The organism is Streptomyces sp. NPDC014734 (assembly GCF_043083325.1).
Taxonomy (GTDB): domain Bacteria; phylum Actinomycetota; class Actinomycetes; order Streptomycetales; family Streptomycetaceae; genus Streptomyces.
The window spans coordinates 148,718-170,150 of record NZ_JBIBYN010000001.1; the positions used below are offsets into that span (position 1 = coordinate 148,718).

The following is a 21,433-nucleotide window of genomic DNA, read 5'->3' on the forward strand; positions in this document are numbered from 1 at the left end:
TGCCGCCCTGTCCTTATAGGAACCCGACAAGGGGGTCACTGGGGTCTGCTGCACACCCCTGTCAGCCTCGGGGTGTGGTCCGATTGGGTGTCCTGGACCTTCTGGACGTCCGCGAGCCGGTCGTGCACCGGTGCCTCGGGGTGGGCGATGGTCAGCAGGACCGCCTCGTAGAAGGCGTCCCGCACGGCGGCCGGCATGACGTCGGAGGCGTCCAGGCAGAGCGGCAGCCGGTGGTCGGTGAGCCGGCCGGCGATCTGCTGGTCGACCGCCGCGTCCTTGGTGTGCACGGCGGAGTTCGGTGAGAATACCCCGGCCTTGCGGCCCCACTCCTCCTGGGCCCGACGGGAGGTCAGTCTCCTGAGCAGGTCGTGGGCCTGCTCGGACCGGCCGAAGAGGGCGGCGAAGTCCGCGGACACCTCGCGCCCCTTGGCCGGGGCGCCGCCCGGGAGCAGCCGCGCGGAGTCCGTGAAGGCGGCCCGGTCCTTCAGGTCCCCGTAGAACGACCGGGCGAACGAGCCCTGGTGTTCCAGGTCGCAGCCGCCCTGGAACAGCAGCCCGTGCCCGCCGGGCGGGCCCCGGTGGTCGGAGAGCAGGGCCCGGCTCGCGGCGTCCGGGTCCTGGGCCAGCAGCCCGGCCCACAGCTTCCAGGCGTTGACCACCGGGGGGTCGGTCCACTTCAGGTCGCCGGTGGCCCACCGCTCGTACAGCACCGGGCCCGCCGTCTGGAGGATGAGGTCCTCGATCCAGTCGCTGCCGGGCCACCCGGACGCCCCGTCGTCACCCATGCCGATGCACCAGGAGGTGAGCGGCGCCGGGGAGGAGGGCGGGGGGCGGTCCTCGCGGTACCAGACGATGCTCTTGAGGTCGGCCTTGAGCGGCACCCACAGGTCGTCGGCGACGCCCCGCGCCCCGGGCCGCCAGGGCCTGCCGTACTCCGCCGGGTCGTAGAGGCCGCGCAGGGACCGCAGCCGGTGCTCGGCGGCGTACTCGACGAGTTCCCCGACGCCGGGCAGGATCGCGATGTCGGGCGGGTTCCCTGCCTGCACCTCGGCGAGCAGGACCTCACGGGTGGCGGCGGTGCCCTGGTAGGTGTAGGGGATGCCGAGTCCGTCCAGGACGTCCTCGAACTGCCGCTCCTGGCCGTCGGTCCAGGGGCCGAGGATCGTCACCTTCGTCGGTCCGTCGCCGCTGCCGGGGGCCGCGAGTCCGCAGCCGGCCGCGGTGAGGAGCAGGGCGAGGACGAGCAGGACGGCCCGGGTCGGGGCGCGGGGTGTCATCCGGCCCTCCAGTAGTCGGCGTTGAGCCGCCTGCCGATGCCGACGGCGGGCAGCAGGACGATCAGGGCGCTGCCGCCGAGTGCCCCGTAGTAGGCCCAGTTCTGCCAGTCCCGGGCGGCCAGGTCGGCGCGGACACCCGTCGAGGTGTCGGTGACGTAGCGCTGGGCCTCGGCGAGGGCGCGGTGGTCGTGGGCGCGCCGGTCGATCCGGACGAGTCCCTCCCGGGCGGCGTCGAGCCGGTGCTGGGTCAGGGCGGTCGCCCACAGCGGGAGGACCGCCAGCCCGACCGTGATCACCAGCGAGACCAGCAGCCAGGGGTCGTGACTGCGTCCGCAGCGGGTGCGCAGCATCCGGAGCGCGGCCAGTGTGGTCAGGGCCATGGCGAGCAGGGCGGTCTCGGCGACGATCCATCCGGTGCGCCGGGCGGTGCCCATGGAGCTGATCGCCCCCACGCGTTCCGTCTGGTGCCGTTGGAGGACGTCGAGGCGTGGCACCACCCCGGTGCCCTCGCGTTCGAGGAGTCGCTCGGCCTCGGCGAACTTCTCCTGCTGCATCAGGTCGTCCGAGACGTACTTGACCGTGCCGGGGGTGATGGAGCTGCTGTACGAGGTGAGGACGCCGTTGACGGTTTCGAGCACCCCGCGCCCGCGGTCGCCGTCGATCTGCACGTCGGAGAGGCGGGAGAGGCCCTGGGAGGCCGCGGCGAGCTGGTTCTCGTAGCGGGCACCGGCGCCGACCACGCTGTCGATGTCCCGGTCGACGGAGTTCCGGGCCTCCTGGTGGGCGCGGAGCAGGGCGAGCTGGGTGGCTGCGACGCCCTGCACGGCCGGGGCGGCGCGGGTGCGCATCTCGTCGGCCGAGACCTGCACCTCGCGGTACGAGACGATCAGGGCGGCGGCCGCGACCGCGGCGAGCAGCAGCAGCGCGGCCAGGTACCGGTCCAGGAGCCGCCGGGTGCGGGAGCCGCCGCTGCGGCGGGAGCGCGGCGCGCCGCTCCGCCGGGCCGGCCGGGGCGTCACAGCCCGCTCCGGCACGCGATGCAGTACCGGGCGGCAGGTCCGGCCGGGTGCTCGCACACCGGGCAGCGGGCCGGCGGTCCGGCCGGGGCGTCGGGCGGCTGTCCCCGGTGCGCGGAGGCGGCGCCCAGCAGCCCGCGCCGGACGGTTCCCCGGTCGACGGTCGGCCCGATCCGGACCTGTCCCTCCCGCTCGTCGACGATCTCGACGACGTTGCGGACCTCCTCGGGGACCCAGGCGAGGCCGATCCTGGCGGCCAGCCGCAGGGCTTGTCCGAACTCCTCGGCCGCCTCGTCGGGCCGGTCGTGGTCGAGGGCCTCGTATCCGTGCTTGAGGGCGGTCCGGATCTCGGTGGAGGCGTTCATCACGTGGATGCTCCGGTGGGCGGCGCCGGACGGCCCGGTCGTGGCGGCGACGTGCGAGGGCAGCCAGCGGATCACGACGGGTTCGGTGACGGAACCGACGGAGACGGTGGCGAGCTGGAGCGGGACGCCCAGCGGGTCGTTGCCCGCGTCGGCCCGGAGGGTGAGGAGGTAGTCGCGGACGCCCGGCTCCCATCCGTGGGTGAGGAACTCCAGTCGGCGCGGGTCGTCCCGGTCCGCGGCGGGTGTGATCCGTTGCTGGTGCGGGGCGGTCTCGGTGAGGGTCGTCTCGCGCACCGCCGGACGCGCGGTGACGGTGAGGGGCAGGGTGGGGGTGCGGATTCTGCGCAGGCGGGCGAGCGTCCCGGTGACGGCGGGGGCGAACGCTTCGGGCGCGTGGGCGGCGCCGCCGTGCAGCCGCTCGACGACGGCGAGCAGCGGGGCCGGGTCCCAGGCGCCCTCCAGGGCGAGCACGTCGGCGGTGAAGTCGCCCTCGCAGCGGTCGAGTTCGGCTTCCAGCGGGCTGTTCTCGTCCTCCGGTCCGCCGTCGTCCCGGCCGACTCGGTCCGCCTCGTCGTCGCGGCCGGTCCCGTCGGTGATCAGCAGCAGGTGCCGCACGGGCTGCTCGCGGTCGGCGAACAGCTCCCGCGCGGCGGCGAGCCATCCGGCGCAGCCGCCCGGCCGTCGTCGGTCGGTCGCCCCGGCCCGTCCCCGGTGCCCGTCCGGGGGCCGGGCGTCGGCGGCGACGATCTGTCCGACGCTGAACGCGGCGCGGGGGCGGTCGTCCGGGTCGGCGACCGCCCAGGCGCCGCGCAGCGGGTAGCACCGGGAGGCGCCGCCGCCGAGGACGGTGTAGGTGAGCCCGTCGGGCAGCGCGTTCACGGCCCCGGCCAGTGCCGCGACGGCGTCGGCCCGGCGCGACGCGGCGACGTCCACAGCGATGACCAGGGCGATGTCGGTGGCGGGGATCCGGTCGCGCGGGCCGACGGCGACCGCCTCGACCCGCACATGGGCCTCGACCAGGACGTCCCGGCCCGGCGGGTACCGCTCCGGGACCTCGACGAGCAGTCCGGGTTCGAGGCCGGACTGGGGAGCGGCGCGCCTCATTCAACTGCCTCCAGGGGGTGCGGAGTCCGGGTCACGGGTCGGCGGGCGGTCGGCGGACGGTCGGTGAGCGGCCGCAGGAGAATCTGCGGACGGTCAGAGGAAGGTCTGCGGGCGGACCGCGTGCGAGAGGTCGATCAGTCGCTCGTGCTCGTCGGATCTCTGGCGCTGCCGGGCCAGCCAGCGGTAGCAGCGCTCCAGTTCGGCGCGGACCGCGCGTTCCCCGGGGACCGGCGGCGGGGGCAGGCCGCGCCATCGCCGCCCGCGCCGGGGGCGGCCTGCCGCGGCCCGTACCGCGTCGAGCTTCCATTCGAGCAGTTCGGTACGGAGCAGCCGGGCCGCCTCGTCGCCCGCCGCCACCCCGGCCGCCGCGCCGCCCCCGCCGAGCCGGACGGCTGCCAGAACGGCGTCGATGGCCCGGATTCCGGGCAGTGGCCGCCCGCCCGTCGCGAGCCGGGCGGCCCGGATGCGCAGGGCGGCGACGCGGGCGACGGCGTGGTCGCGCGACTCGTCGGGCACCTGGTCCAGCACCGCGACCGCCCCCTCCCGGTCGCCACGGGCCAGGGCGAGCCGGGCCAGGCCCAGCGCGGCGCCGACGTGCGAGGGGTTGCGGGCGTGCACGGCCCGGAAGAGTTCGTATGCCGAGGGGGCGGCGCCGGGCGGGCGGTCCGGGCCGAGTTGTTCGGCGACATAGGCGAGTGCGAGCTTCGCCGCGTACTCGCCGGGCAGCGCCCGGTGCACGGCCGCGAAGTGTTCCAGGGCGGCCTCCAGCATCCGGGGCCGGTCGTCGAGCACGTCGGCGCTGCGCAGGGCGACCAGGCCCCAGTGCCAGCGCAGCCGCCACTGCCGCACCGGTCCGGGTCCCGGTATGGCGTTCGCCTCCTCGACCTGGGCGCGTGCCCCGGCCAGCGCGTCCTCGCCCTCCTGCCCGAGCAGCAGCCGCACGTTGTGCAGGCAGATCTCCACCGACCGCTCCCCCTCGGCGCGCTGGGTCAGCGGCCGGGCGGGGTCGTAGCTGCTGAGCAGGAAGCGGGGGGCGGCAGGGTCTCCCGGGTAGGGCCGGGGCACCGGCAGCCGTCGGGCGATCTCGGTGGGGGTGGGCAGTCCGGCGTCCAGGGCGGGGGCGTCGGGCGTCTCGTGGCGGCGGTGCGGGGGGCGGCGCAGCCAGTGCGTGTGGTCGGGCACGGAACCCAGCCGTCCGCCGAGGAGTTCGGTGGACGGGGTGAAGTACGCGGAGGGTTCGGGCTGGTCGCGCTTGCCGCGCAGGGCCCGGATCTCGCGCAGCACACCGCGGAGCTGTCCGGCCATCTCCTCGGCGGTGCCGAACCGGCGTTCCGGGTCGGCGGCCGTGGCCCGTTCCACCACCAGCCGGAAGGAGCTGATGCCGAGGCCGGGCACGTCGTCGCCGACCGCCCAGCCCGCGAGTTCGGCCAGGGTCGCCCCGACGGTGTGGATGTCGTGCGCGACAGTGAGCGGACTGCCGCGCTCCGTCTCGGGCGCGGCGTATCCGGGGGTGATCACGGGCGGCAGTTCGGCGGAGTCCTGCCTGCGCACCCCGCCGAGGTCGATGACCTTGATGCCGTCGTGCCGGTGGACGACGTTGGACGGTTTCATGTCCCCGTAGAGGAAGCCCATGTCGTGCAGGTGGGCGAGGGCTTCGAGGATCTGGCAGCCGTAGGTGACGACGTGCTCGATGTCGAGGACGAAGGCCCCTTGCCGGGTCGATTCGACGATCGCCGAGAGGGTGCGGTCGCCGACGTCGTCCATCACGATGTACCCGCCGGAGACCGCCCCGTCCTCGCCCCGGGTGCTGACGAAGTCCCGGATGCGGACGATGCGTTCGTGACGGATGGCGACGAGGCTGCGGCGCTCCTCGTCCGCCTGGGCGGCGCCGCGCTCCGCGTAGCGGTTGAGGAGTCCCTTCACGGCGACCAGTTCGTCAAGGTGGGTGTCCTGGGCGAGGTAGACCCAGCCCTGGCCGCCGTGGGCGATCGGTCCGCGGATCCGGTACTGGTCCTGGAGCAGCCCGTTCTCGGTGAGTTCGGGCCGGTAGGCGTACGGGGTGCGGCAGGTGGGGCAGTAACCGCTCTCGGGTGGCGGGGCGGCGGTGTAGGGGGCGATGAAGGTGGTGGTGCAGGACTTGGCGGAGCAGCGCATCAGGACGCGGGCCCGGGAGGTGGCGGCGTCGAGCCGCCGTTCCGGGCTGCTCGGTCTGAGCGGCGGGAGTTCCAGCAGCCCGGCGGGTCCGTTCCGCTCGGGCGTGGGGGGCAGCGGCGGCAGGCCGGGGTCGCTCGCGCGCCGGCCGCAGGTGTCGCAGTATCCGGTGGCGCAGAGGGCGCCCTCGCAGCGGGCCCCGGTGAACCGGCGGTGCGGGCAGGACGGGTTCGCGGGGGCCCCGGCGTCCCCCGGCCGGGTCTCGGCGTTTGGTGGTCCGTCCGGCCGGGGTGCCGGGTCCCGGTGCCCGCCGCGCCGTTTCACGCGTACCGGCCGAGGTCGGTGTCGAGTTCGCGCAGCAGGCCGCGCAGGGAGGTGAGTCGTTCGTGCGGGTCCCTCAGGGCGCGCAGTCGCTCCAGTTGCCGGCGGCGACGGGCCGCGTCGACGCGTGGCGGCGGGGCCAGCGAGGCCGATTCCACGAGGCCGTTCAGCATGGCCCGGTTCCGTTCGACTGCCGCGACCCGGTCGACGAGCTCCTCGGCCCGCTCGTCGAAGGCGGGCAGGAGCAGGTACCGGGCCACGTCGGCCACGCCGTCGCCGCCGCCGTCCCGGGCGACGACGAGCAGCCGGAAGCCGAGCTGCCGCACCCGGGCGAGCAGCGGCACCAGGCGGCGCGGCCGGTGGTCCTCGTCGATACCGATCACGGCGAGCGTGGGGCCGGTGGCGCCGAGCGGCCCTTCGGTCGCGCGGTCCGGTGGGGTGCCGCCGTCCAGCAACCAGGCGCGGTAGGCGCGCGTCTGGGGGCGCGGTGGGTGCAGTCGTGCGACGAGTTCGTCGACGAACGCGTCCGGCTCGGTGCGACCGCAGCGGTAGACGAGGTGGGCGCGGTGGAGCTGGTGGCGCAGGGTGCGGTCGCGGCCGCCGCCGTGCGGGACGACGGTGAAGCGCACCGTCGGCTGCCCGGTGCCCGCGAACCAGTCCCGCAGCCGTCGGGCCAGGCCGTGGTCCCAGCCGTCCGGGCCGCTCAACTCCGCCACCAATGGCACGAGTTCGGCGATCCGGTCGATCGAGGTCATGTAGGAGAAGGCCAGGTCGTTGTCGGCGGGCAGGGCGAGATCGAGGTCGCCGCGCCAACTGACCACCATGCCGACGACCCGTTCGGGACGGTCGCTCCGCTCGTCGCGCACCTGTACGGCGGCCCCGCTGAACCCGGGCCGGACCACCTGCTCGTTGCGTCCGGCGTCGAGCTGGATCCACTGCCCGTGCGCGCCGTTGATCCGCCCGGTCAGCCACATGCCGTCGGCGAACGCGCGCGCGTACCCGCCGATCCACACCTCGCGTCCGCGTTCCAGGCCGCGGGAGAGGGTCGCCGGGGTGGCCTGCGGGCGCGGGCTGTCCAGGGCGAGGACGGCGATGTCCTCGCCCCTCGCGCCAAGGCCGGGCAGCCACCCGCCCTCGGCGACCCGTGCCGTGACCGGGGCGATGCCGGGGTTCTCGGCGAACTCCACCCACATCCTCGTGTCCGCCTCGCCGACGACGTGCGCGCAGGTCAGCGCCCGGTCCTGGGTGAGCAGCACACCGGCCCCGCACACCCGCCCGCCCGGCCCGCCGCGCCGCAGCCTGAGCCGCCAGTCCGCCCTCAACTCCCCCATACCGCCTCCCCCGTGACAACGCACGAGGGTACGCGCGCGAGGGGCCCGGACACAGACCTTGGACGCACTCCGGTGACGGCGTGTCTACCGGAGGTCACATCGCAGGGTGCCTCCCTCCGCGCCGGGCCGGACCCTGAGCACCAGGCGCTGCCCGGTGGCGAGCACCTCGATGCCGGGGTCGGCGGAGACGACCTCGCGCACCGGCCGCTCCCAGATGAGGTCCACCGGCGCGCCGCTGCGATCCGGTCCGCTCACGCACAGCGTCGTCGTGCCCTGCCGCTGCCGTACCAGCACGCTCGCCGGGGCCGTGGCGGAGAGCGGTCCGGCCGTGCCCGCCCGCCAGAAGTTGGCGGCGGTCAGCCCCAGCGCGCCCACCGCGACCGCCTGGGCGGTGGCGGTGTTGGCGAGCACGGTCAGCCATCCTTCGTCGGCGGCACGGTCGAAGACGGCGCGGCGGGAGGCGCCGGGCATCAGCAGGTAGGCGTAGTCGGCGGCGTCCGGGTCGGTGCCGTGGTCGAGCCAGAGGGTCTGGTAGCGGCGGGTGCGGCGCTCGGTGGAGCCGTTGATGTTGATGTCGGACCAGGCGCCGGCGCGGTCCTCGCGCAGGGTGCGCAGGTCCGTCCCGCCGGGGAAGACCCAGCCGCCGTGTCCCTCCAGGTGGGCCCAGCGGGGTTCGGTGCGGCTGTCGACGGTGAGCGGTTCGGTGCCGTTCTCGCCGAGCATGCGGTTGTCGACGATCGTCTCGACGGGTACCCCGTCGGTGGCGGTGATGCCCGCGCCGAGGCAGATGACGGTGTCGGCGACGCAGAACCAGGACGCGCGGGCGTCCAGTGTGGAGCCGAGGCCCTTGAGGTGCTGGCCGACGGCGCCGTACTCGCCGTCGGTGGCGCCGCCGACCCAGTTCGCCGCGGGCCTGGCCGCGCCCCAGTCGCCACCGGCCCCGTCGGCGAGCCGTTTGGTCGACACCGTCGTGCCGGGCAGCCGGTAGGGGTCGACGGTGGGCCAGAACCAGTCGGTGTACTGGTCGTTCCGCTCCGTGCCCGGCCACCAGTAGAGCATTCCGGAGCCGGTGTGCCAGCCGCGCGGGTTCTCGCCGTTGCCGTATTCGTAGTACGAGATCCGTGAGGAGGCCATGGAGATTCCGGCGGCCCAGTGCGGGCGCCGGTGGACGGCGCGGGCCATCTGCGCGAAGAGGTGGTGGCCCACCCGCTCCGGTGCGGCCGGGACGGCGTTGTTCTGGATCGCGTGCAGCCGGGCCAGGTCCGCGACCGGGAACTGACGGGCGGCGAGGATCGGGCTGGTCCGCTCACGGGCGATCCAGCCCTTGATCATGCCGTGCCAGCGGTCGCGTTCGGCGGTCGAGGCGCTCGCGGCGAGGAGGGCCATCCCGGCGATGACGCCCTGGCCGTGGAAGTGGTCGCTGCGCATCACCTGGAGGTCGTCGTGCTTCATGTATCCGCGGCTGACGGCACGGCCGCTGACGCTGTCCATGATCAGGCCGTTGTAGATCAGCGGCGCGTAGGCACGCTCGACGCTGTCCAGGATGACCTGCCGGTTCGGGTCGGTGACGGCCCAGGTCGATCCGGCGAGCAGGGCGAAGAGCCTGCCGAGCCCGTCGAGCATGACCTGGCCGTAGCTGCCGGAGTAGGCGATGGTGGTGTGCTGGATGAACGACCCGTCCGCGTAGAGGCCGTCCCCCTTGGTGACGTACGGGAAGACGGGTGACAGGGCGTCTCTGGCGAGGGCGGCCTTGGCGGGTGCCCGGCCGAGGATGCCGCGCAGGGCGACGGAGCGGCACAGGTCGACGCGGTTGGCGCCGGTGGAGGTGCCGCTGTAGTCGCGCAGGACCGCGTCGGGGATGAAGTGGTCGACGGCCGCGCAGGCGGCTTCGACGCGGGCCGCGCCCAGTGGGCCGTACAGCACCGCCGCGATGTCCATGAGGATGCGCGGGCTGCCGATCTGCCACTCCCACCAGTTGCCGTACGGCGTGACGGAGGAGTGGTAGGCGGTGGCGGCCAGGTGGTCCCAGCCGCGGAGGATGTCGGCGAGGAGGGCGGCGTCGTTGGTCGAACCGGTGCCGGGCTGGACGTACGCCTGGGTCATCGTCCACAGCCGGCTGTAGCTCTGGGTGATGCCGGAGGGCGGGTTGTACCCGATGCCGGGCCACAGCGAGTCCGCGGCCGGGGCCATCGTCGACCGGAAACCGCGGGCGAGCGTGCCCGTCTCGGCAAGACGCGAGGCGAAGGGTTCCGCTCCCGGGTCGTAGCCGGTGCCGAGCACGATGCCTGCCCAGCGGCGGCAGAGGACGTCGAACTCGTCGGCGTCCGCGCCGGTGCCGGCGGCCGTGGCGGTACCGGGGAGGGTGACCGCCAGGGCGGTGGCGGCGGAGAGGGTCAACAGGGTACGGCGGGACCAGGCGGGCTGGTTCGGCATGTGCGACTCCATGTCGTCGGGAGATAACCCTGAATGCACGATGCGGGACAGATATCCATATAACGGATACCCGTCCCGCATCATGGTGGATCAGTTTCCGCAGTGGAAGCGTGCGTCGCCCCAGTCCGCGTGGTCGTTGCCGTTGCCGTCTCCGCCGTCACCGACGACCAGGTCGACGTAGGCGGCGCCGGTGATGTCGGCGGTGAGCCTCCAGGCGCTGTCGGTCGCCTTCAGCACCGGTGACGTCACTTTCTCGGTGCCGTCGGCGAGGACGCCGAACTGCACGCTGCCGCGCGAGGTCTGCGCGTCGTCCACGCCGACCTCGGCGGTGAAGGAGGTGCACCGCCCGCCCAGGTAGTAGCGGATCTTCGCCGGGGCGTGGGTGCCGAGGCCCTTGGCGTAGTCGGTGCCGCCGATGGTGATCGGGGTGCCGTCGCCGCTGCCCTGTTCGCCGTTGGAGAGGTCGCGCTCGACCGGGCCCCAGCCGTTCTCGGAGGCCGTCCAGTCCAGGTCGCTCGCCCAGCTGTCGGTGGTGGGCGGGGGCGGCAGGGTACGGACGGAGGTCTGCGCGCCGAGTGTGCGACGGGCCCCGCCGACCGTGTAGGAGGCCTGCGAACTCAGGCTGTATGTCTGGTACTTCGCGTCCACCGGCGGGGTGACCCGCCAGCTTCCGGTGACCTCGGCGCCCGCCGCGACCGAGTCGAAGGCGACGGCGCCGGACGGCTCGGCCGTCCAGCCCCCGGGAACGGTCAGGCCCAGGACGGCACCGGTCGCCGCCGTCGCCTCGTGGTTGGTGAACGACACCGTGACGGTGTGGGCAGTACCCGGTTCCAGGGTCTCGGCGCCCGGGTCGACGGCGAGCGTGCCACAGGCGGCCCGTTCGGAGGCCGGGGCCGGGCCGAGGTCGGTGACGGTGAACGCGTCGAGGACGAAGTCGGCGCCGTCGGGGGCGTCGCTCCGCTTGCGCAGCCCGGTCCAGGTGTCGCCGCAGCCCGCGGTGACGGTCTCGGTGAAGTGGCCGGTGGTGCGCTGCTGCCCGAGGGGGGTGGCCCGGGTCTCGACGGAGCCGGGCTTGCCGTCGGCGGTGATCCGGTCGTAGCCGTCGACCCATTCGTAGGCCCCGGCGTGGCTGGACTGGTAGTCGTACTCGACCTCGTAGCGGTGGCCGTCGGTCATCGGCACGGTCCAGGGCGCGGTGCGGTAGACGAGGCCGGTGTTCTCCTCGTGGGCCTTCAGGGACTCCTTGCCGCCGATCACGTCGTCGACGAGCTTTCCGTTCCAGCCGGCCTGGGTGTACGGGGCGTGCAGTTGGGAGATGACGGTCCGGGGGTCGGTGGAGCCGCCCGCGTCGCCCTTGAGGAAGGGGCCCCAGCCCTGGTCGACGTCCTCGAAGTCCTCGTACACCACGGTGTTCTTCCTGGTGGCCGGGGCGTTGGCGACGATGCGCACGTCGTCGGCGCGGACCCGGGCCGCGCCGCCGGCCGCCGCGTCGATACGGAGCGTGGCGCGGCCGTTCGCGGGTGCGGTGAAGTTCACCTTGGCGCGCTGGAAGTAGGTGCCGTGCCAGTCGGACGCGGCCACCTGGTCCTTGACGGTGGAACGGTCCACGGCGACGGACTTCCCGCCGATCGAGAGCGTGGTGTGCCGGGTCCTCCCGGGCTCGACCTCGATCAGCGCGGACGCGGTGTAGCGCTTGCCGGGCGTCAGCCCGTCGATGCGCTGCGTCAGTGACGCCGCCGGACCTCCGCTCAGGGAGGCGCTGTTGCGGCCCTGCCCGTCGGTGTCGCGGGTGACGGTCCCGGTCTTCGTCCAGGCGCCGAGCCGGGCGTCGTTGAAGCCGGGGTCGGCGACCGGGGTGCCCTCGCCCCATCGCGGATCGGCGGCCTTGGGCGCCTGCGCCGGGTAGAGGACGTAGGGCCGCCCGGCCTCGGCGGTCAGTGTGATCTTCCCGCCGACGGGCTTGACCGTTCCCGTCTTCACCCGGCCGTTGTCGGTGAGCTCGTAAACGGTGTACGTGCCCGAGGACGGCACGGTCCAGCTACTGGTGCCGCCGGACTCGCTGTAGTGGTACAGCTTCTTGCCGCCGTCCCAGGGCAGCAGGTAGTCGGTGCCGCTGAGCACCTTGCGGCCGTGGTCGTAGAAGGTCCGTTTCCCGTCCTCGACCGTGCCCCGGACCCCGCCAGTGAAGGTGATGTCGTTGCCGTCCCAGCGGGTGATCTTCTGGTGCTGGAGGTACTTGGCGGGCAGGTCGCGCTGCCAGATGTTGTCGTAGAAGGCGTTCCAGTCGGTCTCGCCGGTCCAGCCCTCGAACTCCTCGATGGCGGTCTGCCCGAGAACCGGGTCGTTGTTCCAGACGTCCTTCTCGTCGTTGCGGATGAACCGGATGATCTTCGAGTTGAGGCCCTTGTTGGTGGCGCCGCCGTAGTCGAGGTCGTTGGCCCAGTGCGACCAGAGCGAGCCCCGCTCGAACTTGTCGGCCCATTCGGTGCCGACGTTCCAGCCCTGTTTCTGCACGGCCCGCAGCGTCGTGTCGGCGATCCAGCCGTGCGTGTAGTAGACGTCGATGTAGAGGAAGTCCAGGTTGCGGTCGGTCTCGTCGCGCAGTTGCCGGAAGCGCGCGGCCAGGTCGCCGCTGTTGATGTCGCGGCGCTGGTCGATGTAGTAGCTCTGGCCGAGCCAGTTCCAGCCGGGCCTGGCCTTGTCGACAAGCTGTTCGTCGAACGCCCTGGCCTCCGGGTACGCCTCGGTGGCGTTGACGTGGACGCCGAAGGTGGCGCCCCACTTCTTGCCGTTCTTCAGGAGGGCGTTGAGGTCCTTCAGCCCTCCGGCGCGCTTGTTGTAGTCGCCGCCGTAGTCGGGGTGGGCGGAGTCGTGGCCCTCGGAGGCGTAGCCCTTGAGCACGGCGAGCTGACCGAGCCCGTCGGTCGACAGCGAGATCCGCTTGACGTCGTCGAGGGTGCGCAGGAAGGGGTGGGTGGCCTGGCTGGCGAAGTTGAACGGGATGTGGGTGATGACCCGGTCCGGGGTGTCCTGGCTGCCGGGCGCGGTGACGCCGATGGTGCGGAACGCGACGGCGCCGTCCTGCCAGTCGACCTTCCCGTCGCCGTTGGCGTCGGGGGTGACGACGACCTTCGCCCAGGGGAGGCCGTCCCCGCTCTCCGGCTTCGGCGCCCCCTCGCCCCGGTAGGTCCACTGCCCGGACCGGACGCCGACCCGGACACTGCCGTCGTCGGCCTTGCGGGCCTGGTGCCAGAACCGGGCGCCGTCGCCGCCGGTGGCGCCGGAGGGCTTGTCGTACGAGGAGTTGGACTCGACGGCCGCGGCGAGGGCGCCGGTGTTGACGATCGCGTAGGTGGCGCCGACCGGGTCCTTGTCGACGGCGGTGTCCGCGGTGACCGGGGCGAAGACGTCGGCGGTCCTGGTGGAGTCGTTGTCCAGCCGGGTGAAGGCGGTGGCGGCCCCGGTGTCGGTGGAGCCGACGGAGACCAGGTCGTGTCCGGGTATGTCGAGGGTGCCGACCCGGAACGCGGCGGTGTCGCGGACGGCCGTGACCCTGAAGGTGGTGGCGCGTCCGGAGACGGAGAGCGAGGCGTCGATCTCGACGCCGGGCAGGTCGGGGAAGGTGAGCGTGTAGCGGGCGGCCGAGCCGGTGAACCGGGGCGAGCCCTTGGGTTTCACCGGGTGCGCGGTCCCGTTGAGGGTGACGGCGGTGACCGGCCGGGTGCTGCCCAGCAGTCGGCTGCCGCTGCTTCGGTCGGTGTACGCCAGGACGCGCGGGAAGTCGTCGGCGACGGTGACCGCGAGCTGCGCGGACCGGATGACGGGGGCGTCCGCGAGCACGGCCGACTCGGCCGCGGCGGATGACGGGGAGACGGCTGAGGCCGGGAGCGCGGTCCCGACCAGCGCCAGGACGGCGGCTGAGGCGGCGGCTACGGCGCCGGCCGAAGTGAATCTTCGCGACATGTGCTCTGCGTAGTGTCCGTGACTGGACACCGTCAATGACCTGCGACGACTCGGAACGCGCCAGTCCAACAACCGCGTTGCGTAAGTCCAAGCAGGGTGCGGGGCGCGCCCGGCGCCGGTCCCGGTGGGCGGGCCCGGGGCGGCCCGCGCGCCGTTCCCCGCCGGGCACTACGGCCCCGCAAGCCAGGCGGGCCCCGATGCCCGCGCCCACGGCCGCTCGGACCGCTGCTCCAGCACCGCCAGGTGCTGCTGGACTCCCAGGGCCTCGGTGGTGCGGCGCTGATCGCGGTAGAGGCCGAGGGCCAGGCTCCAGGCGCGGTGCGCCTCGGCGAAGCGGCTCAGCGCCTGGTACGCGTGCCCCAGACGGGCGAGCGCGTCGGCCTCCTCGAACCGGTCCCCGAGGTGCCGGCGCAGGGCGAGGGCCTGACCGTAGTGGTCCACGGCCAGGGCGTACCGACCGCTGTGGTGGGCGGTGTATCCGAGGCTGTCCAGCGTGAACGCCTCGGTCTCCAGCAGATCGTGCCGTCGGCACAGGACGAGGGCCCGCTCGCAGTAGTCCCGGGCCTGCCCGTGGTGTCCGAGGTGGGCGTGGTACCAGCCGACCGCGTTGAGGGCCTCCGCCTCCCGGGCGGGGCTCCGGAGCGTCGTGCGGATGCGCAGGTTCTCCTCGGCGTGCGCGAGCGCCTGTCCGTGGTCGCCCCGCGCCTCCCAGGCCAGTGCGAAGTTGAGGTGGGTCTGTGCCTGTCCCGCGGCGTCGCCCGCCTCCTCGTACAGCTCGACGGCCCGCCGCAGGTGTTCCAGCGCCCGGACGTGCCGGCCGAACGGGACGTGGGTGCGTGCGAGGAGCCGGTGGGCCAGTGCCAGGGAGGCCGGGTCGCCGAGCGTGCGCAGGGCCGGCAGCGTGGCCCCCAGGACGGCGATGCGGTCGGGCAGCCGACCGCGCCGCCAGTGGAAGGTGTCCAGGGCCCAGGCGAGTTGCCAGGCCGGGCGGTGGCGTCCGTGTGTCAGGGCGAAGTGGTGTACCGCGAGGAGGCAGGCGTGTTCGGCCTCGAACCAGGACAGCGCGGCGTCCGCGTCCCTGAGGGGGACCGGGTCCGTGCCGGCTCCGTCCCCGCACGGGGCGAGGGGCGTCCGGTGCGGGGCCGCCAGACGGTCGCCGGCCAGGGCGGTGCCCACGTAGAAGTCGAGGACGCGGCGCAGTGCGCCGTCCCGGACGTCGGCGGGCCGTTCCCTGCCCCGCTCGGCGGCGTACAGGCGGACCAGGTCGTGCATCCGGTAGCGGCCCGGCGTCTGCTGCTGGACGAGGTGGGCGGCCTCCAGGGTGCGCAGGGCCGCCCGGACCCGGTGGACGGGGAGCGCGGTGAGACGGGCGGCGGCGTCGATGCCGATGTCGGGTCCGGGTGCGAGCCCCAGCAGGGCGAAGACCTCCGCCGTCCGGTCGTCCAGCGTCCGGTAGGAGGTCGCGAAGACCGCGCGGAGGTCGGTGGCCAGGTCCCCGGCGTTCAGGGCGTCGAGCCCGGTGGTGTCGTCGAGTTCCCCGGCCAGGACGGCGAGCGGGAAGCCCGGCCGGGTGGCGGCGCGGGCCGCGACGACGGACAGGGCCAGGGGCAGCCCGGCACACCGTCGGAACAGGGCGGTCACCGCTCCGGGTTCGGCCGCCACCCGGTCGTGGCCGACGGCGCGGGTCAGGATCTGCTGGGCGTCCTCGTCGCGGAGCGTGTCGAGCGCCAGGTACCGGCAGCCGTGCGTCGCGTTCAGGCCGCCGAGGTGGCTGCGGCTGGTGACGACCACGGTGCAGGTGGCGCCGCCGGGGAGCAACGGCCGCACCTGGTCCGCGTCGCGGGCGTCGTCCAGCACGATCAGCATGCGCCGGTCGGCGGTCAGGGACCGGAACAGCCCGGCCTGCCCGTCGGGTTCGGCCGGCATGTTCCCGGGTTCGGTGCCGAGGGCGTCGAGGAATCCGCGCAGCACCGTCTCGGGCGGCGTCGGGCGGGCGGACGGGGCGAATCCGCACAGGGACGCGTAGAGCTGCCCGTCGGGGAAACGGCCGAGGTTCTCGTGGGCCCAGCGCAGTGCCAGCCAGGTCTTGCCCATCCCGCCCGCCCCGCCGATCGCCGAGATCACCAGCACGGTCTCGTCGCCGTCGGGTTCCTTCAGCAGGGCGTCGAGTTCGGCGAGTTCGCGACGGCGGCCGACGAAGGCGCCCGGGGGTGCCGGAAGCTGCCGGGGCACCGGCCGGGCCGCCCGCGTCGCGGACACCGTCGCCGCGGCCGGGGCGAGGTCGAGCGCCGGGTCGGCGGTGAGGACCTGTTGGTGGAGTCGCCGCAGCGCCGGGCCCGGGTCGGTGCCCAGCTCCTCCCCCAGGCGTCGCCGGGTCTCCTGGTAACGCGTCAGCGCGTCGGCGGACCGGCCGCTGCGATGGAGCGCGAGGATCAGCTGTCCGGCCGCGCGCTCGTCCAGCGGATGGTCCTCGGCCCGCGCGAACAGTTCGGCGAGCATCCGGTCGTGCTGTCCCAGCCGCAGCCGGACTTCGGCCAGGTCCAGCCGGGCGGCCAGTCGTTCCCGTTCGAGGAAGTCGCGCCGGGCGTTGAACCACGGGGTGTCCGCCCCTTCGTACGCCGGTCCGCGCCACAGCGCCAGCGCCTCCTCCCAGGACGTGGCCGCACGCTCCGCGTCGGGTGCCTCCCGGGCCCGTCCGGTCAGGTCACGGAACCGGTGCACGTCCACCGACCCGGCCGGCGCCCCCAGCCGGTACCCGCCCTGGGTCCGCACGATGTCCGTGCCGGTCCCGGACAGCACGTGCCGCAGTCGGGACACGTAGCCGTACACGGCGTCCCGGCCCCGCCCCGGTGCCCTTTCGCCCCACACCCGGTCCACCAGGACGTGGGCCGGCACCACGTCCCCGGCGTCGGCGAGCAACGCCCCCAGGACCCACCGTTGTCGTGCGTGTCCCACGTCCACCGGTTCCCCGCCCCGCCACACGGTGATGGCGCCCAGGACCCCGAACCGCACCGTCATGCCGTCTCCCCCCGCGGTCACGTCACTCTGCATACCCGCCGCTGACCATGGGGTACAGCCCGATTCCAGACTTCCCGAAGGTTTGCCGAAGGCCTCCCCGCCACGGTGGGGACACAGCCCTCGAACGGAACCCGGCGAGCTGTCGGGGAAACGTCGGAGGCACGTCAACTCAGGAGCACAGCGGAAGGAGTCACAGATGACCAAGGTCGTGCGGGCGATCGGCGATCGCCTGGTGGAGCAGCTGGTGCCCGGGGGCACGGCCCACGCGGTCAAGTGCACGAACGTCGGCTCGCGGTGCATTTCGGGAGCCTGCGCGGGCAAGCCCAACTACACCCAGTACCGGATGAATTGCGATGACGGCAGCTGGTACTGGGCCTACGGCCACTGCGGCTGCTGACAGCCGCCGCCCGCCGGGCCCTCGGCCCCGCCGGAGCGGTGGGAGGGCGCCGGTGGTTCCCGGGAACGGGACCACCGGCGCCCTCGGCCCCCGGGAACCCGCGCGGAACTCCGCAGGGCGCGGCGGGACCCGGTGGATCCGGCGCGGCGGAACTCCGCAGGGCGCGGCGGGACTTCGTGGATCCGGCGCAATGGAAGGACGTCATCCGACATGGAACTCGACATGGAACTCGTCTCATGGTCCTGCCGGACGCTGCTCGCCGTCGTCTTCGCGATCGCGGTGGCGGGCAAGCTCCGCGGCGCGGGGTCCTTCGGGGCGTTCGTGCGCTCCACCCGCGAGTTGGCCGCGCTGTCCGCGCGCCGGGGGCTCGCCGTCGCCCGTCTGGTGATCGGGGCGGAGGCGGTGGGGGTCGTCCTGCTGCTGTGCCCCGGGCGGGCGGCGGTCGCCGGTTTCGCCCTGGCGGGATGCCTGCTCGCGGCGTTCACGGTCGCGACAGGGGCCTCGCTCCGGCGCGGTGTGCGCGTGCCGTGCCGGTGCTTCGGTTCCTCCGCCGGCGACGCGGGCGTCCTCCACCTCGTCCGCAACGGCTTCCTGATCGCCGTGGCGGTGGTGGGTGCCGCCGGCACGCCGCCCGGCCTGCCGGACACGGCGGGCGGCCTCGCGGTGGCCGTCGCCACCGGTCTCGTCCTCGGCGTCGTGGTGACCGTCCTGGACGACATCTCCGAGTCGCTGCGCGACTCCTTCGTCGTGACCGTACGGAAAGGGCAGAGCTGATCATGTCGTATCTCATCGCGGCCGTCGTGCTCGTCGGCGCGCTGTGCCTGCTCGACCTCCTGCTGACGGTGGGGCTGGTCAGGAGGCTGCGCGCGCGGGACTCCACGCGTGCCCCCGCGACGGGGTTCGCCGACGAGGGGATGCTTCCCCCGGGCGGCGTCGTCGGGGACTTCGAGACGCGGACCGTCGACGGCGGCCTCCTGCGCGGCCGTGATCTCGGCACCGGGTCCGTCGTGGTGTTCCTGTCCCCCGGTTGCCCCCCGTGCCATGCCCAACTGCCGCGGGTGGTGGCCGCGCTGGCCTCGGCCCCCGCGAGCGGCGCCGTCGCCGTCGTCGCGGGCGGGACGGCCGGGGACCCGGATACCGAGGAGTTGCTCACGGAGCTGGGACCGGTCGCCAGGGTCGTGCACGAAGGGATGGCGGGACCCGTGACCGCGGCGTTCGCGGCCCGCGCGTTCCCCGTCGTCTGCCGGGTCCGCGCCGCCGGTGACGTACGCGTGGTGGAGGCGGTCGGCGACAGTGTCCTGTCGGCCTTGACGGACTCGTCGACCCCGTCGGCCCCCGTCCCCGCGCCCCGGTGAGAGCGGCACGGGCGTCGTCGCCGGGGCCACGGCGGCTGGCCCGCGTCCTGCGTGCGGCGACGGGACTCGCCCTCGGGGCGGCGCCCTGGCATCTCGCGGCGCTCACGCTGCTCACGGCGCTCGGCGCGACGCTGCCCGTCGTCGCGGCGTGGACGGTGCGGGCGGTGCTGGACCGACTGGCCGCCGGCGGCGGGCTCGACGCACTCCTCGTGCCGACCGTGCTGCTCGCCGCGGCGGGTGTGGCCGCCGCGGCGGTGTCGCACCTCCTCCAGTACGTCCAGGCCCAGACGCAGCGCGCGGCCGGACTGCGCGCCCAGGACTCCCTCTACCGGGCCGTGGACGGCCTGACCGGGCTGAGCAGGTTCGAGGACCCCCGGTTCCTGGACCGGCTGCGGCTGGCCCAGCAGGCCGGCGGGCTGATGCCGACGCAGGCGGTCACCAACGCGCTGGGGGTGCTGCGCGGGACGCTGACCATCGGCGGATTCCTCGGATCGCTGATCGTGCTGAGCCCGCTGCTGGCCGCCGCCGTGGTGCTGGCCGGGGTGCCGGTGCTGATCGGCGAGCTGGTGATGAGCCGTCGTCGGGCGGCGGTGTTCTGGGAGATCGGGCCCGCGGAACGGCGGGAGTTGTTCTACCTCCAGCTGTTGACCAGCACGCGGGCCGCGAAGGAGATCCGGCTGCTCGGCATCGGGGGTTTCCTGCGGGGGCGGATGCTCGCCGAGCGCCGCAGGGCCAACGCGGCGAAGCAGGCGGTGGACCGCCAGGAACTGGCGATCCAGTTCTGCCTGGGGGTGCTCTCGGCGGCGGTCGCCGGTCTGGGCCTGTTGTGGGCGGTCCGGGCGGCCGGACAGGGCGGCATCGGCGTCGGCGGGGTCTCGCTGCTGGTGACGGCGCTGCCCGCAGTGCAGTCGGCACTCGCCGGGCTGGCCGCCGAGATCGCCGACGGGCACCAGGCACTGCTGCTCTTCGACCACTACGTCGCGGTCCGGGACGTGCCGGACGACCTGCCGGTCAGCACCGGCCCCCGGCCGGTGCCGCGCCTGAGCGAGGGCATCGAGCTGCGTGATGTCTGGTTCCGCTACGGTCCCGAGCGCCCCTGGGTGCTGCGCGGGGTGAACCTCACGATTCCCGCGGGTGGTTCGGTCGGCCTGGTGGGACTCAACGGGGCCGGGAAGAGCACGCTGGTCAAGCTCCTGTGCCGGCTGTACGACCCGGAGCGCGGCCGGATCCTGTGGGACGGCACCGACCTGCGGGCGTTCCACCCCGCCGAGATGCGGCGGCGCGTCGGGGCCACCTTCCAGGACTACATGGAGTACGACCTGACCGCCGCAGAGAACATCGGCCTCGGGGATCTCGACCGGCTGACGGAGCAGGACGGCATCGAGCGCGCCGCACGCCTGTCGGGCATGCACGACGCCCTGACCGCCCTGCCGGACGGGTACCGCACCATGCTGAGCCGGACCTTCTTCTCCGAGGAGGACCGGGACGACCCGGGTACCGGAGTCGTGCTGTCCGGCGGGCAGTGGCAACGTCTCGCCCTGGCACGGTCGTTCCTCCGCGACGACGCCGATCTGCTGATCCTCGACGAGCCCAGCTCCGGGCTCGACGCCGAGGCCGAGTACGAGATCCACCGGCGGCTGCGCGACCACCGGGCGGGCCGTACCGGTCTGCTGATCTCGCACCGGCTCGGCGCGCTCCGGGACGCCGACCTCCTCGTGGTGCTGGAGAACGGGCGGATCACCGAGCAGGGCACCCACGAGCGGCTGATGCGCGCCGGCGGTGCGTACGCCCGGCTCTTCGCGATGCAGGCGAGCGGCTACCGGCCGGGAACGCCGGTGTCCGCTCCCGACACCTGAGGAGGTGGTCCCGTGCGACCGTCCGACGGGCGCCTGTCCCCGTTCGCCGTCCTGGCCGTGGCCACGACCCTGCTGGGGCGTGTTGCGAAAGTAGCGTCGTCTGCCCGGAGGGCAGGCCTGGGGGTGTCCGGTGCGTGCGATCGCAAGGCGGAGGGTCGCCCCGATACTGGATGCATCGGGGCGATCCCGACAACGCGGCGAGCGTGCGTGCCGGGCGCCCCCGGGAAGACGGGACTTTCGCAACACGCCCTGGGCCTCCTGTCGGCCCGTCACCGCTTCGTCGTGATCACCGTCGCGGGCGCCAGCATGGAACCGGTCTACCGCAACGGCGACCGGGTGCTGGTCCGGCGGCTCGGCCGACGCGGGCGGACCGGGATCGGCAGGGACGAGGTCGTCGTCGCGACCTGGCGACCGCCCTCCGGCGCGCCGCCGGGCCCGCGGGGCGCCGACGTCGCGGGGCCCCGCCACCCCGGTGGCGTACGGCCCGGAGACGAACGGTCCGACGGAGGGCGGCCCGACGGACGGCAGTCCGACCGGGGGCGGTCCGGTGGCGCACGGCCCGACGGCGTGCAGCCGGGTGGCGCACGGCCCGACGGCCGGGGCTGGATCATCAAGCGGGTCGTGGCGGGGCCGGGCGACCCGGTTCCCGCGGGCATGGGTCCCGCCCTGGCCGCGGAGGCCGGAATGCCCGTGCCGCGGGACCGTTTCGTGGTCATGGGCGACAACGCCGCGCACAGCCACGACTCCCGCCACACCGGCTACGTCGAGCGCGATGACATCGTGGGGGTGGTGATCCGCAGGCTCGAACACCGCCGATGAGACCCCCCGCGGACCGCCGCGAGGTCA

Annotated in this window: 13 protein-coding genes; 5 read left to right on the top strand and 8 right to left on the bottom strand. The window is 74.1% G+C overall.

Annotation, left to right across the window (positions count from 1 at the left end; translation table 11 throughout):
* Positions 1-35: 35 nt before the first annotated feature.
* The 8 genes from ACF1CT_RS00760 to ACF1CT_RS00795 form a co-directional block, all read right to left on the bottom strand.
* Complete coding sequence (locus ACF1CT_RS00760; protein ID WP_391781569.1) at positions 36-1,277, bottom strand: carbohydrate ABC transporter substrate-binding protein; 1,242 nt, start codon at positions 1,275-1,277, stop codon at positions 36-38.
* Positions 1,274-2,296 (bottom strand): hypothetical protein, encoded by a 1,023-nt coding sequence (locus ACF1CT_RS00765; protein WP_391781570.1) that lies wholly within the window; start codon positions 2,294-2,296, stop codon positions 1,274-1,276. The genes ACF1CT_RS00760 and ACF1CT_RS00765 overlap by 4 nt, the downstream gene beginning before the upstream one ends.
* Positions 2,293-3,762 carry a hypothetical protein gene (locus tag ACF1CT_RS00770; protein WP_391781571.1) on the bottom strand — a complete coding sequence of 490 codons (1,470 nt, stop codon included), beginning with the start codon at positions 3,760-3,762 and terminating at the stop codon, positions 2,293-2,295. The genes ACF1CT_RS00765 and ACF1CT_RS00770 overlap by 4 nt, the downstream gene beginning before the upstream one ends.
* A 93-nt stretch (positions 3,763-3,855) precedes the next feature.
* Positions 3,856-5,916 (bottom strand): tetratricopeptide repeat protein, encoded by a 2,061-nt coding sequence (locus tag ACF1CT_RS00775; protein WP_391782147.1) that lies wholly within the window; start codon positions 5,914-5,916, stop codon positions 3,856-3,858.
* A gap of 317 nt (positions 5,917-6,233) precedes the next feature.
* Positions 6,234-7,565 carry a serine protease gene (locus ACF1CT_RS00780; protein ID WP_391781572.1) on the bottom strand — a complete coding sequence of 444 codons (1,332 nt, stop codon included), beginning with the start codon at positions 7,563-7,565 and terminating at the stop codon, positions 6,234-6,236.
* A gap of 84 nt (positions 7,566-7,649) precedes the next feature.
* Positions 7,650-9,998: a polysaccharide lyase 8 family protein gene (locus tag ACF1CT_RS00785; protein WP_391781573.1), complete on the bottom strand. Its 2,349-nt coding sequence runs from the start codon at positions 9,996-9,998 to the stop codon at positions 7,650-7,652.
* A 90-nt stretch (positions 9,999-10,088) separates the two neighbouring features.
* Positions 10,089-13,961 carry an endo-alpha-N-acetylgalactosaminidase family protein gene (locus tag ACF1CT_RS00790; RefSeq protein ID WP_391781574.1) on the bottom strand — a complete coding sequence of 1,291 codons (3,873 nt, stop codon included), beginning with the start codon at positions 13,959-13,961 and terminating at the stop codon, positions 10,089-10,091.
* Between the two features lie 168 nt (positions 13,962-14,129).
* Positions 14,130-17,000 carry a BTAD domain-containing putative transcriptional regulator gene (locus ACF1CT_RS00795; protein ID WP_391781575.1) on the bottom strand — a complete coding sequence of 957 codons (2,871 nt, stop codon included), beginning with the start codon at positions 16,998-17,000 and terminating at the stop codon, positions 14,130-14,132.
* A 175-nt stretch (positions 17,001-17,175) separates the two neighbouring features.
* Between ACF1CT_RS00795 and ACF1CT_RS00800 the strand changes: the two genes are divergently transcribed.
* The 5 genes from ACF1CT_RS00800 (at position 17,176) to ACF1CT_RS00820 (ending at position 21,406) form a co-directional block, all read left to right on the top strand.
* Positions 17,176-17,376: a hypothetical protein gene (locus ACF1CT_RS00800; RefSeq protein ID WP_391781576.1), complete on the top strand. Its 201-nt coding sequence runs from the start codon at positions 17,176-17,178 to the stop codon at positions 17,374-17,376.
* A gap of 210 nt (positions 17,377-17,586) precedes the next feature.
* Positions 17,587-18,150, top strand: a complete 564-nt coding sequence (locus ACF1CT_RS00805; protein WP_391781577.1) for a MauE/DoxX family redox-associated membrane protein — start codon at positions 17,587-17,589, stop codon at positions 18,148-18,150.
* A 2-nt stretch (positions 18,151-18,152) separates the two neighbouring features.
* Entirely contained in the window at positions 18,153-18,731 is a 579-nt protein-coding gene (locus tag ACF1CT_RS00810) for a hypothetical protein (protein ID WP_391781578.1), read from the top strand.
* Positions 18,728-20,587 (top strand): ABC transporter ATP-binding protein, encoded by a 1,860-nt coding sequence (locus tag ACF1CT_RS00815; protein WP_391781579.1) that lies wholly within the window; start codon positions 18,728-18,730, stop codon positions 20,585-20,587. The genes ACF1CT_RS00810 and ACF1CT_RS00815 overlap by 4 nt, the downstream gene beginning before the upstream one ends.
* 282 nt (positions 20,588-20,869) lie before the next feature.
* On the top strand, positions 20,870-21,406 hold the full coding sequence (locus ACF1CT_RS00820; RefSeq protein ID WP_391781580.1) for a S26 family signal peptidase: 537 nt from the start codon (positions 20,870-20,872) through the stop codon (positions 21,404-21,406).
* Positions 21,407-21,433 lie beyond the last annotated feature (27 nt).